The following is a 13,917-nucleotide window of genomic DNA, read 5'->3' on the forward strand; positions in this document are numbered from 1 at the left end:
TCAACCTTCGACGGCCGCCGCAAAGGCGGTGCGATAGAGATGCGACAGATCGGCCATCGGGGCACGGTCGGTGCCAAAGATCACCTCGGCCCCGCCAAAGACGCCGACGCGTTCCAGCGCCACCCCCGCCGCTTCGGCGGCGGCTTCCAACGCCTCGGCCCCGGCTTCGTCACAGGCCACAAGGTAACGCCCTTGATCTTCGCCATAAAGCCGGGGGATCGCAGCTTCATCAAGCTGCACGCCAATGCCTGCGCCCTCGGCCATTTCAAAGGCGGCCAGCGCCAGCCCGCCATCGGCCAGATCGCTGGCTGCTTTCAGCAGTTTGCCATTGGCACGGATGAATTCGCCATGTTTGCGTTCTGCTGCCAGATCGACCGGCGGGGCATCGCCCTCTTCGATCCCAAAGGCTTCGGCGGCCAGCGCCGATTGACCCAGATGGCCCTGCGTGGTGCCGATCAACAGCGCGATATCGCCGTCTTCGGGCAGCCCGCCGATCAGATCATCAAGCGATTTCAAAAGCCCCACCGCGCCAATCGTCGGGGTGGGCAGAATGCCCGAGCCATCGGTTTCATTATAAAGCGAGACGTTGCCCGAGACGATCGGGAAATCGAGCACTTTGCAAGCTTCGCTGATGCCTTTGATCGCGCCCACGAATTGGCCCATGATTTCGGGCTTTTCCGGGTTGCCGAAGTTCATGTTGTCGGTGGTCGCCAGCGGCAGCGCGCCCACGGCGCACAGGTTGCGATAAGCTTCGGCCACCGCCTGCTTACCGCCTTCAACCGGGTTGGCCTTCACATAGCGCGGCGTCACATCCGAGGTGAACGCCACCGCCTTGTTGGTGCCATGCACCCGCACGACCCCAGCGCCCAGACCGGGGCGGCGCACGGTATCGGCCATCACTTGGGTGTCATATTGTTCGAACACCCAGTTCTTCGCCGCATAGTTGGGCGAGCCGATCAGCGCCTTGAGTGCCGCAAGCGGAGTGATTTCGGGCAGGCTTTCAAGCGGCTGCGCCGCCGGGGTCGGCACCCAGGGGCGGTCATATTCGGGCGCGGCAGAGGACAGTTTCGACAGCGGGATATCCGCCTTCACCTCGTTGCCATGCAGGATGATAAAGCGGTCCTCGGCGATGGTTTCGCCGACGATCGCAAAATCAAGATCCCATTTTTCAAAGATCGCGCGGGCTTCGGCCTCTTTTTCGGGCTTCAGCACCATGAGCATCCGCTCTTGGCTTTCCGACAGCATCATCTCGTAAGCGGTCATCCGCTCTTCGCGCTGCGGAACCGCATCGAGGTTGAGTTTGATGCCAAGGCCGCCTTTGTCGCCCATTTCCACGGCGGAGCAAGTCAGACCCGCCGCACCCATATCTTGGATCGAGATGACGGAATCGGTCTGCATCAGTTCCATGCAGGCTTCCATCAGGCATTTTTCTACGAAGGGGTCGCCGACTTGCACGGTCGGGCGTTTTTCCTCGATCGTATCGTCGAACTCGGCGCTGGCCATCGTTGCCCCGCCGACGCCATCGCGGCCGGTCTTGGCCCCAAGGTAAACCACCGGCATGCCAATGCCCGAAGCGGCGCAGTAAAAGATGTTGTCGGTCTGCGCGAGGCCCGCCGCAAAGGCGTTCACAAGACAATTGCCGTTGTAGGACGCATGGAAGCGCACTTCGCCGCCCACATTCGGCACGCCAAAGCAATTGCCATAGCCGCCCACGCCTTCGACCACACCTTTGACCAGATGCGGGGTTTTGGGATGGCTGGGCACACCAAAGGACAAGCTGTCCATCGCCGCAATTGGGCGCGCGCCCATGGTGAAGACATCGCGCAAAATGCCACCCACGCCGGTGGCCGCACCTTGATGCGGTTCGATGTAACTGGGGTGGTTGTGGCTTTCCATCTTGAAGACGATGGCCTGCCCGTCGCCAATATCGACGACGCCCGCGTTTTCGCCCGGCCCACAGATCACCTGTTCGCCTTCGGTGTGCAGCGTGCGCAGCCAAAGTTTCGACGACTTGTAGGAACAATGCTCGTTCCACATCGCCGAGAAGATGCCCAGCTCGGTGAATGTGGGCTCGCGGCCGATGATCTCCAAAATGCGCTGATACTCGTCGGGCTTGAGGCCGTGGGCGGCAATCAGGTCGGGGGTGATTTGCGGCTCGGTCATCGGTTCCTCCGGCATCGGCACGTTGCGTTTCCCTTAGTGCATGTGCGCCTGCGGGAAAAGGGGGCGCCATGCGAAAAGGGCACAGATGGCAAAAGGGGTGGCAAAAGCCACCCCTTCGCAAAGCCGTCGGGTCATGCCCGCGCCCAGGTTACCCTTGGGCGTCAAGATCCTCGAGCAGTTCGGCCATGGTCATTTGCAGATGCAATTGGCCATTGTTAAGCGCGCCTTTGGGCACGTTGATCTTAAAGGTCGAAACCGTCCGGTTTTTGACATCCTGCGAAACGCGGACATAGACGGTATCGGCGGTCTCGCCCGGCACCACGCGCTCGATCATGCCAACCGCGCCGCCATCGGCGGTCACCACGGCGCCTTTCGCTTGCGCCCGGGTTTTGTTCAGCGCGATCCCGGCTTCATCGGCCAGCAGGTTCGACACCGGACGCGAGTCATGGTTCGACGAGGTTTCATAGGGCGGGATCGCCCCGGTCTTGGCATCCGCGATACCATATTGGTCATCGATCACCAGATCGGTCTGGCTGGCGGGCGATGTGGATTCCATTTGCGCAATCCCCATCTTGTAGTCGATCAGACCGTGCGGATCATCACCGCTGTTGGCAAAGGCGCTCATCGGCGCGGCCACGACACCGGCAAAAACGAGGCTGGCGAGGGGGGTATGAATGCGTTTCATCATAGTCTCCTTTCCGAAGGGCGCCGGGCAGGTCTGCCCTGCGCTGCACCGTGTTGGTTCACGGGAAGGAAACGTCGCCCACAGCCGAACGGTTCAAACGCAAATGCGTGAGACGATGTGATGCAAGGTGAGGGAACTTTCGCGCGGCAGAGGTCGGCGGTCCGGGGTGGTCCGTCGCGGATTTTGGAGGAACGGAAGAACGTGCCCGCGCGAGGGGCGGGGATTTTACCCCGAGATAAAAAAATGGCCGAGACAAGCTCGGCCTTAGTCCAACAGGGAGGTAGAAGGTGATGCACGTTTCCGCGTATCCAACCCTTCTGCGCCTGATTTATGGGCAGAATGTGAACCGATCAAGGAGAATCATGCTGCGGTTGCAGCATGGCCGCTATGCGTTGCAGGCATGTCTCGCGGGCGCGGGTCTGTCGGGGCTTTTCAAACGCGCAAAGGCCGGTTCAATCGACCGCGGCCTCGCCGCTTTGCGCGCGACGATAGGCAAGGATTTCCTCTTGCACGAAGTCGCGGAACGCATTGACCCGGCGCGATGAGCGCAATTCCTCGGGGTAAGCAAGGAACACCGGCACTTCGACCGACTCGATATCCGGCAAGACCCGCTCCAGCAGCGGAAAATCTGCGGTCAGATAATCGGGCAGCACACCAATGCCGACATGGTTCAAAACGCCCTGCAAAACGCCGAAATAGTTGTTCACCATCAGCGTCGAATGCACACCATGCACCATCACACTTTGGGTCAGTTGCGCCCCCGCCTGAACTTGCGGTGTGGTCGGGTTTTGGCAGATCAGCCGATGCTGGCCCATATCCTCAATGCGGCCGGGGCGGCCTGCGCGGTCGAGATAATCGGGGGTCGCGTAAAGCCGCATGCGGATATTAAGCAAGCGTTTGCGCACCAGATCGGCTTGCGCCGGTTCCTTCATCCGGATCGCCACATCGGCCTCGCGCATCGGCAGATCCAGCACACGCTCTTCCAGCAGAAGGTCGATCTTGAGTTCGGGATAGCGCTCGTAAAGCTTTACCAGACGCGGCGCGAGCCACATCGTGCCAAAGCCCACCGTGGCGGTGACGCGCAATTCGCCGAAGACTTCCTCTTCGCTGTCGCGAATGCGCGCAGCGGCGGAATCGAGCTTTTTCGCCATGGTCGAGGTGGCATCGAACAACAGTTCGCCCTGTTCGGTCAGGATCAGCCCGCGCGCATGGCGGTGAAACAGGGTCGTGCCAAGCGAATCCTCAAGTGCGCGAATCTGGCGGCTCACAGCCGATTGCGACAGGTGCAGCGCGTCCCCGGCATGGGTCAGTGACCCCGCATCGGCCACCGCGTGAAATATTCTCAGCTTGTCCCAGTCCATCCCGTGCACGCGCTCTTTCGTTCATAGCAGTCTTGCATCCGCTGCATAACTAACTCACTTGCTGTTAACAAATGACTTTCGCTCAAAAGCGATGTTAGCGCCCAAACTTTTTTGCGAGCGGGGCATATCTGCATCGCATTGCCCAGCAAGGGGGCACGGCAGCCCGCAATAGGCGTTTATTTCCGCCAAGGAGAGGCATAGAACAAAAGAAAGGCCGCCAGAGGCAGGGGCGGCAGGCGTGGAGGCAGGCATGGCAGTGGGTGTGTTCGACAGTGGTCTGGGTGGCTTGACCGTGCATCGTGCGGTCAGCAAGCGGTTGCCCGATATGGCTTTTGTCTATTACGGCGATAATGAGCACGCACCCTATGGGGTGCGTGATGCCGAAGATATCTTCAACCTGACCTGCAAAGGGGTCGAGCGGTTGTGGGACGAGGGCTGCGATCTGGTGATCTTGGCCTGTAACACGGCCTCGGCGGCCGCGCTTAAGCGGATGCAAGAAACCTGGATTCCGAAGGATAAACGCGTTCTGGGCGTGTTCGTGCCATTGATTGAGGCACTGACCGAACGGCAATGGGGCGACAATTCCCCGCCGCGCGAAGTTGCGGTGAAGCATGTGGCGCTTTTTGCCACCCCCGCAACGGTGGCGAGCCGTGCGTTTCAGCGCGAACTGGCCTATCGCGCGATTGGCGTGGATGTTGAGGCGCAGCCCTGTGGCGGCGTGGTCGATGCGATCGAAGCGGGCGACGAAATTCTGGCCGAGGCTTTGGTAAAAAGCCATGTCGAGGCGCTGAAGCGGCGCATGCCGCACCCTGAAGCCGCGATTTTGGGCTGCACGCATTACCCACTGATGCAAGACGCGTTTCAGCAAGCGTTGGGGCCGCAGGTAAAGGTGTATAGCCAAGCCAGCCTCGTGGCGGAAAGCTTGGCCGACTATCTGGAGCGGCGACCGGCGTTTCGCGGGGCGGGCACGGTGTCGAAATACCTGACCACCGGCGATCCTGCCTCTGTCTCGGTGCATGCGACGCAATTCCTGCGCCAGTCGATCCAGTTCGAGGCGGCTTAACCGAAGCGGTTGGCCCCCGGCGTGCCACGGCTGACCAAGAAGACCAGCATGGCGATGGTATAGCCGATCAGCGTAACCACCATGGCAATAGCCGCGGCCCCCAAGGCGAATTCGCTGCCGCCTTGGGCTTCGACCACCCCGGCCATCAGGCCAAGCAGGGTGAGTGCCGGGATCAGCGCAAGGTAGAACCCGCCGATCCACCAGCCCGAACGGTCGGTATCGTGCAGCCGGCGCACCTGCACCGACAGCGCGGGCAGGAAGGTGGCGAGTGAAAACAATCCGTTGAGGACGGCGCCATCGCTGCCCATCGCGTTTTCGAGCACCCCCGTCACGATCGAGCCGCCGATGATGAACACCTGAAACCACCAAAATTCCGACCGGCTCGCGCGGCCCTTGAAGGTGGCATATTTGCGAAAGCAGACCTTGATCGCCTCGATGAAGTCGCGCGGCGGCGCCCCCTCATAGGGGGCAAAGGCGCTGTCGCGGCCAAGCGGCGGCGGCCCCTCGGGTTGGGGCGGGGCAAAAGATGTTGGCGCGGGCTGCGCGGGCGCAAAGGGAAAGTGCGCATCTGCGCGTTCCCAATCGCCCATCCCTTCGGACCAGACCAAAGTGTCGGCCCGCACCCGTCCGGCGCGGATCAGATCGCCCATCATCGCGGCATCTACCGGGCCCTCGGATTTGCCTTGCCACGCGTAATGCCACGCTTTTGTCATCTGAAACCCTCGTGCCGTCGGTCTTTTGCAAACTTTGCTTGCGCGGCAACTTAGCCTGAGGCAACACAGGGCCACAACTGCGGAGACCATCATGACCCAGAAAATCGCCATTCTCGGGGCCTCGGGCTACACCGGCGCCGAGCTTGCCCGGATCATCGCAACCCATCCCGAGATGGAGATTGTGGCGCTGTCGGGGGACCGAAAGGCGGGCATGAAGATGGGCGAGGTCTTTCCGCATCTGCGTCACCTTGGGCTACCCGATCTGTGCAAGATCGAGGAAATCGATTTCGCGGGCGTCGATCTGGCGTTTTGCGCGCTGCCGCACGCCACTTCGCAGGCGGTGATTGCGCAATTGCCGCGCGATCAAAAGGTGGTGGATCTGTCGGCCGACTTCCGGCTGCGCGATCCGGCGGAATATGAAAAATGGTATGGCAAACCGCACAGCGCGGTCGATCTGCAAAAAGAAGCCGTCTACGGGCTGACCGAGTTTTATCGCGATGAGATTCGGCAAGCGCGGCTGTGTGCGGGCACCGGCTGCAATGCGGCGGCGGGGCAATATGCGATCCGCCCGCTGATCGAGGCGGGCGTGATCGACCTTGACGAGATCGTGATCGACCTGAAGGCGGGCGTGTCTGGCGCGGGGCGCAGTCTGAAAGAGAACCTTCTGCATGCGGAATTGTCGGGCGGGACCATGCCCTATTCGGCGGGCGGCAAGCACCGGCACTTGGGCGAGTTTGACCAAGAGTTTTCCAAAATCGCGGGGCGCCCGGTTTTGGTGCAGTTCACGCCGCATCTGATGCCCTTTAATCGGGGCATTTTGGGAACGGTCTATGTGCGTGGAAATGCTGAGGAAATTCATGCAGCGCTGGCCGCACGCTATGCCGATGAGGTGTTCCTTGAGGTGCTGCCCTTTGGGGCGCTGGCCTCGACCCGCTCGGTTGCGGGGTCGAATTTCGTGCATCTGGGCGTGACGGGCGACCGGCTGCCGGGGCGTGCCATTGTCACGGTGGCGATCGATAACCTGACCAAAGGCTCTTCGGGTCAAGCGATCCAAAACGCCAATTTGATGCTGGGGCTGCCCGAAACCATGGGGCTGATGCTCGCTCCGGTCTTCCCATAGGCCCTGTCAGCGAATATCTATCGCGCATGTGTCTTTGCACAGGCACGCCGGAACGGGAGGCAGGGCGATGAAAAACCTCAAGAAGAAGCGGCGCATTCAGGTGTTGGCCGCGGCAGGGGTGTCGCTGGTTTTGGCAACCGGGCTGATCGGCTTTGGTTTTAAAGACGGGATCAATTTCTTCCGCTCCCCCTCCGAGATCGTAGCCGCGCCGCCTGCGGCAGGCGAAGTGTTCCGCCTGGGCGGTTTGGTCGAGACCGGCACTTTGGTGCGCGGTCAGGGCGAAGAGATCACCTTTGCTGTGACCGATGGCGGGGCGTCGATTCCTGTGAAATTCACCGGCGTTTTGCCCGATCTTTTCGGCGAAGACAAAGGTATGGTGGGCACCGGCACGATGGTGGATGGCGTCTTTATGGCGCGTGAAATCCTTGCCAAGCATGACGAAAATTACATGCCCAAAGAAGTGACCGACGCGCTGAAGGAACAGGGCGTCTATCGCGACCCGAACAGCTGATCGGTCCCGTTTCGATCTGTTAACCCGATGTCCCCACCCTTGGTTGCGCAGCCAAGGGGGAGCGCATGAAATCGGTTGAAGACCTTGCAAAGGAAATTGTCACCCGCGAGGGCGGCTATGTAAACGACCCCGACGATCCGGGGGGCGCCACGAAATGGGGGGTGGCCATCGGGACGATGCGCCGGTTGGGGCTTGATCTCGACAAGGATGGCACCGTCACCCCGCGCGATGTGAAGCTGCTCAGCCGCGCGCAGGCGGTGCAGATATTCCTGCGCCATTACTATGCGCGCCCACAGATCGACCGTTTGCCCAAGGTGGTGCAACCTTCGGTCTTTGATATGCAAGTGAACGCCGGGGCGAATGCGATCCGCATTTTGCAAGAGTTGCTGGGGCAGATGGGGCATCCGGTGACGGTCGATGGTGTCGTTGGGCCGCAAACGATTGCCGCCGCGCAAGCCGCCGCCGCACCCGATCCGGGGCTGTTTGCCGATGCCTATGGGATCGCGCGGCGCAACTATTATTACGATCTGGCCGAGCGCCGTCCGGCAAGCCGGAAATTCGCCACCACGCGGCGCGGCACCAAGGGCGGCTGGATACGCCGGGCTGAGGCATTTATCTCGCCGCGTTTTCACCTCAGCACGGCAGAACACCGGGCCAAGGTGGCAAAATGGGGCTGATCGGCAAGATCTTGGGCGGCGCGGGCGGCACGCGGGCGCTGGGCGCGGCGGTCACCTCGGTCGCCGAGACTTTTACCCCCCATGCCACGAAACAGCTTGAACTGGAAAACGCTGCCTATCAGGCCGCCTTGGCCGAACATGGGGCGGAATTTGCGCAGGCCCGAACGGGGGGCTTTGACCGATTTGTGGATGGGCTCAATCGTCTGCCGCGCCCGATGCTGGCGCTGGGCACCTTGGGGCTGTTTGTCTATGCGATGGTCGATCCGATAGGCTTTGCGCAGCGCATGGTGGGGCTAACCCATGTGCCAGAGCCGCTGTGGTGGCTTTTGGGGGCAATTGTCGGGTTTTATTTTGGCGCGCGCGAGGCGCATTATCTGCGCCGCCGTCCCCCTACGCCCCCGGCCCCGAAACCGGAAGCGGCGGCCGTGGCCAATCCGGCGCTGTCGGAATTGCTGGGCAAAGCTGCGGGCTGATCAATACTGGCGGGTGGGCCGGTCAAACACTTTACGGCCCATCAGCGAGGCGACCAGCTCGACCATCAGCCGGGCGGTGCGCCCGCGTTCATCAAGATAGGGGTTCAATTCCACAAGGTCGAGCGAGGTTACAAGCCCGGATTCGTGCAAAAGCTCCATCACCAGATGCGCTTCGCGGAAGGTGGTGCCCCCGGGCACGGTGGTGCCCACGGCGGGTGCAATCGACGGGTCCAGAAAATCGACATCGAGCGAGACATGCAGCATGCCGTTTTCCGCCCGCACCCGGTCCAGAAAATCGCGCAAAGGCGCGCCAATGCCGCGTTCATCGAGCACCCGCATATCGGCAATCTCGATCTCTTCGGGGAGCAGTGCGGCATGTTCTTCGGGGTCGACCGAGCGGATGCCCAACATGCAGATCCGGTGGCCCGGCACTGGCACGGGGAAGGGCGGAAACATCTCAAACCCCGTGCGTCCGGCGATATAGGCGACCGGCGTGCCATGCAGATTGCCCGATTGCGTGGTCTCGGGGGTGTGAAAATCAGTATGCGCATCAAGCCACAACAAGAACAGGGGCCGCCCAAGGGCTTGCGCGCGTGTCGCCATCCCGGCGACCGAGCCGAGCGACAGTGAATGATCGCCGCCCAGAAAGATCGGAAATCCCAACGCGCCCGCCGCCTGCCCCGCCTCGGCCAAAGCCTCGGTCCAGCCAAGGGTTTCGGCCAAGTGGTGCACGGCGGGGTTCGGGTGCGCCATCGGCGGATGCGGCACCGGCGTTACATCGCCCCGGTCGATCACCTTATGGCCAAGAGCCGTAAGCGCGTCCCCCAGACCGGCGACGCGATAGGCCGCTGGCCCCATCAGGCACCCGGCCCGTTTCTGGCCACTGTCCACGGGCGCCCCGATCAGGATGCAGGTTTGGCGCATGGCACTCTCCTTTGGGCATAGCTAGGCGGGGGCAGGCCAAAGAAAAGGGGGGCAGCGCCCCCCGATGTTAGTCGCGCCGCCCGGCGAAGCGTTGGGCCCAGTCGTCGCGTTCGTCATCTGTGACCTTGCGGAACAGGTTTTCCGGCACGGTGAAGGCATGGCCTGCGGGCAGGGTGCGGATGGCCGTGTCCAGATCGTCGGGCCAAGACCAATCTTCGCAATCGAGCGCGGTCATGATCGCTTGCGCCGCATCGGGGATGAACGGGCGCGACAGCACCGCGTAAATGCGGATCAAGTTCAGCGCGAAAGCGATGATCGCGCGCGCGGCGTCCGCGTCGGTTTTGACCACGCTCCAGGGCGCTGCGGCTTGCAGATATTCGTTGCCCAGCACCCAAAGCGCGCGCAACTCTTCGGCCGAGCGGCGCACTTGAATCGCATCCATCGCCTTTTCGTAAGCGGCCAGCCCCTCGCGGAATTGCGCCAGCAGCGCCTCTTCGCGTTCGGTGAGCACAACCTCGGCGGGGACTTCGGTGCCGAATTTGGAATTGCAGAATTTGGTGACGCGGCTGACCAGATTGCCCAAAACATCGGCCAAATCCTTGTTCACCGAGGTTTGGAAGTTTTCCCAAGTGAATTCAGCATCCGCGCTTTCGGGCGCATGGCTCAAAAGCCACCAGCGCCAGTAATCGGCGGGCAAAAGGCTCAGCGCCTGATCCATGAACACGCCGCGCCCGCGCGAGGTGGAGAATTGGCCGCCATCATAGTTCAGGTAGTTGAACGATTTGATGTAATCGACCAGCTTCCAGTTCTCGCCCTCGGCCCCGTTCACGCCCAAGATCGTGGCGGGAAAGCCAATCGTGTGGAACGGCACGTTATCCTTGCCCATGAATTGGGTATAGGTCACGTCTTCGGCGCCCGCATCGGTGCGCCACCAGCGCGCCCAATCTGTGCCGTCTTGCGCGCTAAGTTCTTGCGTCGCCGCGATATATTCGATCGGCGCATCGAACCAGACATAGAAGACCTTGCCATCCATGCCCGCCCAAGGCGCGCCGTCGAATTGCGCGGGCACGCCCCAAGACAAATCACGGGTGATGCCGCGATCTTGCAGCCCGTCGCCGTCAAACAGCCATTTCTTCGCAATCGAGGTCGTCAGCACCGGCCAGTCGGCTTTACTGTCGATCCAAGCCGCAAGCCGGTCTTTCATTGCCGATTGGCGCAGGAACAAATGCTTGGTTTCGCGCATTTCCAGATCGGTCGAGCCCGAAATCACCGAGCGCGGGTCGATCAGGTCAACCGGGTCCAACTGCTTGGTGCAGTTGTCGCATTGGTCGCCGCGCGCCGATTCGTAGCCGCAGTTCGGGCAGGTGCCCTCGATGTAGCGGTCGGGCAGGAAACGGCCATCGGCTTTGGAATACATTTGCTGCTCGGTCACTTCGCGGATCAGGCCCTGCTCGGCCAGCACTTTTGCGAAATGCTGGGTCAGCGCCCGGTTTTCCGCGCTGGAAGACCGGCCAAAGTGATCAAAGCTTAGCCGGAAACCCGCTGCGATTTCCGCCTGCACATCATGCATTTCCGCGCAATAGTCGGCCACAGGTTTGCCCGCTTTGGCGGCGGCCAGTTCGGCCGGTGTGCCATGTTCATCAGTGGCGCAGATGAACATCACCTCATGGCCACGCCCGCGCAAATAGCGTGCGTAAAGGTCGGCTGGCAACTGGCTGCCCACAAGGTTGCCCAGATGCTTAATGCCGTTGATATAGGGAATCGCCGATGTAATGAGATGTCGCGCCATGACCCTTGCCGTTGCTTCGTGTCTGCGGATGCGGCCCGCGGATCGGGACCCGCAGAGCCGGATTTGCCGCCATTTACAGCGCATCAGGCCCTGAGGCCAGAGTCTTTTGGGGATTTGGCCATGGCGTGCAGTGTGGCTGCGACAGCATGCCTGCATGTTTAACGCTATTGATGGTTGCTTTGTGGCTTGGATCAAGGCACAACTCTAGGGTGCATTATCGAGTGCTTTCGGTCCACTCCCCGAACGCCTGAACGGATATGCGATGGATTTCACTCCGCCCCTCCGTGGTGCGTCAGTCGATGGCGTGCTCGGTATAGATGCGTATGGTCGAATAGACTATGCGAATGCTGCGGCTGCGGCGATGTTCGGCTATCTCGAAGATGCGCTTCTCGGCCAGTTTGTAGAGACGCTTGTGCCTCCGAACACGGTTGATCGTCATGCAAACCTGCGTCGGTCGGTTCTTGGCGGCAATCACGGGTTCAGCTTTGGCGCGGGCAAGCTGCGTTTGGTGCGTGGCCGCCACCGCGACGGGCATGATTTCCCAATGCAGGTGACCTTGCGCCGCAACGGCGAATCGGGGCGGATTTTTGCCTTCATGCAGCCAGTTGAAGAAACGGCAGCATTGGGCGAAAGCCCCGCCTTGCCGCGTGATGCCACACATTTACCGGGCCCCAGCGCCTTGCGCCGCGATCTGACAGCGCATTTGACGGCGGGGCGTGCCCGTGTGGGGCGGGTTGGCGTTATTTTGGCAGAGATCACCCAATTGGCGCATTATCGCGCAACGGAAATGTCGCGCCATGCCGAAATGCTGGCATTGGCCTGCGCGACGCGGCTGCGCGGGGTGCAAGGGCCGCAGTGTCGGCTTTACCGCGCCGGGGACAACCGGTTTGCGCTTCTTGTTCCGCTTTCTGGGGCCGAAGACTCGCTTGAGGCGCCGCTTGCGGATCTGTCTGCCGCGCTGGTGGACCCTTTGCAACTGGGGGCCAGTCTTCTGCATCTGGAAGCCGTGGTGGGCCATGCAACGGCGCTTGGCGATGCGCCGATCGAAGCAGAGGCGCTTTTGGCCAATGCCGCGCTTGCGCTGAATGCCTCGCGCGAAAATCACAATCGCCCCACCGCCTATACACCCGAATTGCGCAGCCGGGTGGAACACCGCAACCGGGTGTTGCTCCATCTGCGCCATGCGCTGGAAGAGGGGCAGTTCGTACTGCATTACCAGCCGCAGGTTGACCTTGCCACGGGCGAGGTAATCGCGCTGGAGGCGCTGCTGCGCTGGCAGCACCCGGACTGGGGCTTGCTCAGCCCGGCGGAATTCGTCGATGTGCTGGCCGCGAGCGAGCTTTCCGTGCCGGTGGGCGCTTGGGTGCTGCGCGAGGCCTGCCGTCAGGTCGCGGCGTGGAACCGCCATCTTTCGCGTCCGCTGACGATTGCGGTCAATATCTTCCCGCGTCAGTTTGACGGGGCAATCTTGCCGGGGCTGGTGCGCGATGCGCTGGTGGAAACCGGGCTCGACCCCGCGCTTTTGGAAATCGAGATCACCGAGAATACCGCACTTTCGACCCACGCCGGGGCGGCCGAATTGCTAGAGGCCTTGCGGGCACTGGGGGTGGCGCTGGTGCTGGATGATTTCGGCACGGGCTATGCGTCTTTGGCATCTCTGGCACGTCATCCGGTGCAAAAGCTCAAGATCGACAAGAGCTTCGTCCATGGTCTGGGGTCTTGTGCGGCCTGCGAGGCGATTCTTGAATCGATGCGCGGCTTGGCCCGGGCCTTGGGGCTGCCGACCGTCGTCGAAGGCGTCGAAGACGAGTTGACCGCCGAGCGGATGCGGGCTTTGGGCTTTGAAATCGGGCAGGGCTATCTGTGGAGCCGACCGCTGGACCGCAAAGCCTGCGCGGCGGCCTTGGGGTTGGCACCTGATCCGGTAAGGGCGTTCTAGAACAAAAGCTTGTAGCTATTGCCCTTGGTATCGCTGGCCGTGCCGGTGCCGCTTTGCGTGCCCGACCCCATGATGAAGGTGCCCTCAAGCCGGGTGCCATCCTTGCACACGGCGTAAACTTCACCGCTGTTCACCCCGCCCACGTCAGAGGTTGCATTGGTGTAGCGTCCGCCGATGTTGCGCAGCCCAAGCGACAGCCCGCGTTCATGCGTGGTCACGCGCGGCGCGACCGAGGTCCATGTGCCGGTGCATTTGGTGCGGTTCGGCTTGGGCAGGCGAAAGCTGATCTGCCCCGAGGTCTTGGTCTCACTGCGCAGCGTCACCGGGATCACCGTGGCCGGGTTTGCAACCGCAATCGGCCCTGAAAGCGGATAAAGGCGCATGTCATCGCTGCCACAGGCCGTAAGGGCAAGCAGCGAAAGCAGGCAAGGGACAAGCGGGCGCAGGCTCATGGAAACCTCATGCGTGGCGCGATGACAGGGGGCGCGGGGGATGGGGC

The 13,917-nt window shown here is 61.8% G+C and carries 13 protein-coding genes; 6 read left to right on the forward strand and 7 right to left on the reverse strand.

Annotation, left to right across the window (positions count from 1 at the left end; all coding sequences use genetic code 11):
- The 3 genes from purL to CKO11_RS09975 form a co-directional block, all read right to left on the reverse strand.
- Nucleotides 1-2,163, reverse strand: a complete 2,163-nt coding sequence (gene purL / locus CKO11_RS09965; RefSeq protein ID WP_223637626.1) for a phosphoribosylformylglycinamidine synthase subunit PurL — start codon at nt 2,161-2,163, stop codon at nt 1-3.
- Between the two features lie 148 nt (nt 2,164-2,311).
- On the reverse strand, nt 2,312-2,848 hold the full coding sequence (locus CKO11_RS09970; protein ID WP_223637629.1) for a hypothetical protein: 537 nt from the start codon (nt 2,846-2,848) through the stop codon (nt 2,312-2,314).
- A 452-nt stretch (nt 2,849-3,300) separates the two neighbouring features.
- The gene (locus CKO11_RS09975) at nt 3,301-4,209 is read right to left on the reverse strand and encodes a LysR family transcriptional regulator (protein ID WP_223637631.1); all 909 of its coding nucleotides are present in this window, start codon (nt 4,207-4,209) and stop codon (nt 3,301-3,303) included.
- Between the two features lie 250 nt (nt 4,210-4,459).
- Between CKO11_RS09975 and CKO11_RS09980 the strand changes: the two genes are divergently transcribed.
- Nucleotides 4,460-5,272 carry a glutamate racemase gene (locus CKO11_RS09980; RefSeq protein WP_223637633.1) on the forward strand — a complete coding sequence of 271 codons (813 nt, stop codon included), beginning with the start codon at nt 4,460-4,462 and terminating at the stop codon, nt 5,270-5,272.
- Here the strand turns inward: CKO11_RS09980 and CKO11_RS09985 are convergent.
- On the reverse strand, nt 5,269-5,985 hold the full coding sequence (locus CKO11_RS09985; protein ID WP_223637635.1) for a DUF805 domain-containing protein: 717 nt from the start codon (nt 5,983-5,985) through the stop codon (nt 5,269-5,271). The genes CKO11_RS09980 and CKO11_RS09985 overlap by 4 nt on opposite strands.
- 91 nt (nt 5,986-6,076) lie before the next feature.
- On the opposite strand from CKO11_RS09985, the gene argC reads away from it, so the two are divergent.
- The 4 genes from argC to CKO11_RS10005 all read left to right on the forward strand — a co-directional run bounded on the left by argC (nt 6,077) and on the right by CKO11_RS10005 (nt 8,766).
- On the forward strand, nt 6,077-7,105 hold the full coding sequence (gene argC, locus CKO11_RS09990; RefSeq protein WP_223637637.1) for an N-acetyl-gamma-glutamyl-phosphate reductase: 1,029 nt from the start codon (nt 6,077-6,079) through the stop codon (nt 7,103-7,105).
- A 67-nt stretch (nt 7,106-7,172) separates the two neighbouring features.
- A complete protein-coding gene (gene ccmE / locus CKO11_RS09995; protein WP_223637639.1) occupies nt 7,173-7,616 on the forward strand; it encodes a cytochrome c maturation protein CcmE in 444 nt (147 codons plus the stop codon).
- Nucleotides 7,617-7,681: 65 nt separating this feature from the next.
- Nucleotides 7,682-8,293: a holin-associated N-acetylmuramidase gene (locus tag CKO11_RS10000; protein ID WP_223637641.1), complete on the forward strand. Its 612-nt coding sequence runs from the start codon at nt 7,682-7,684 to the stop codon at nt 8,291-8,293.
- A complete protein-coding gene (locus tag CKO11_RS10005; protein ID WP_223637643.1) occupies nt 8,284-8,766 on the forward strand; it encodes a holin family protein in 483 nt (160 codons plus the stop codon). Before CKO11_RS10000 ends, CKO11_RS10005 begins: the two co-directional genes overlap by 10 nt.
- On the opposite strand, the gene rocF is transcribed toward CKO11_RS10005, so the two are convergent.
- On the reverse strand, nt 8,767-9,690 hold the full coding sequence (gene rocF, locus CKO11_RS10010; RefSeq protein WP_223637647.1) for an arginase: 924 nt from the start codon (nt 9,688-9,690) through the stop codon (nt 8,767-8,769).
- Nucleotides 9,691-9,757: 67 nt separating this feature from the next.
- Entirely contained in the window at nt 9,758-11,479 is a 1,722-nt protein-coding gene (gene metG, locus CKO11_RS10015) for a methionine--tRNA ligase (protein ID WP_223637661.1), read from the reverse strand.
- Nucleotides 11,480-11,741: 262 nt separating this feature from the next.
- Here metG and CKO11_RS10020 point away from each other — a divergent pair, with 262 nt between their 5' ends.
- Complete coding sequence (locus CKO11_RS10020) at nt 11,742-13,418, forward strand: EAL domain-containing protein (RefSeq protein WP_223637664.1); 1,677 nt, start codon at nt 11,742-11,744, stop codon at nt 13,416-13,418.
- Here CKO11_RS10020 and CKO11_RS10025 read toward each other — a convergent pair.
- On the reverse strand, nt 13,415-13,917 hold a 503-nt coding region (locus tag CKO11_RS10025; protein ID WP_223637667.1), incomplete at its 5' end, for a hypothetical protein. The two genes, CKO11_RS10020 and CKO11_RS10025, sit on opposite strands and share 4 nt — an antisense overlap.

It is taken from the genome of Rhodobacter sp. TJ_12 (assembly GCF_020023995.1).
Taxonomy (GTDB): domain Bacteria; phylum Pseudomonadota; class Alphaproteobacteria; order Rhodobacterales; family Rhodobacteraceae; genus Rhodobacter.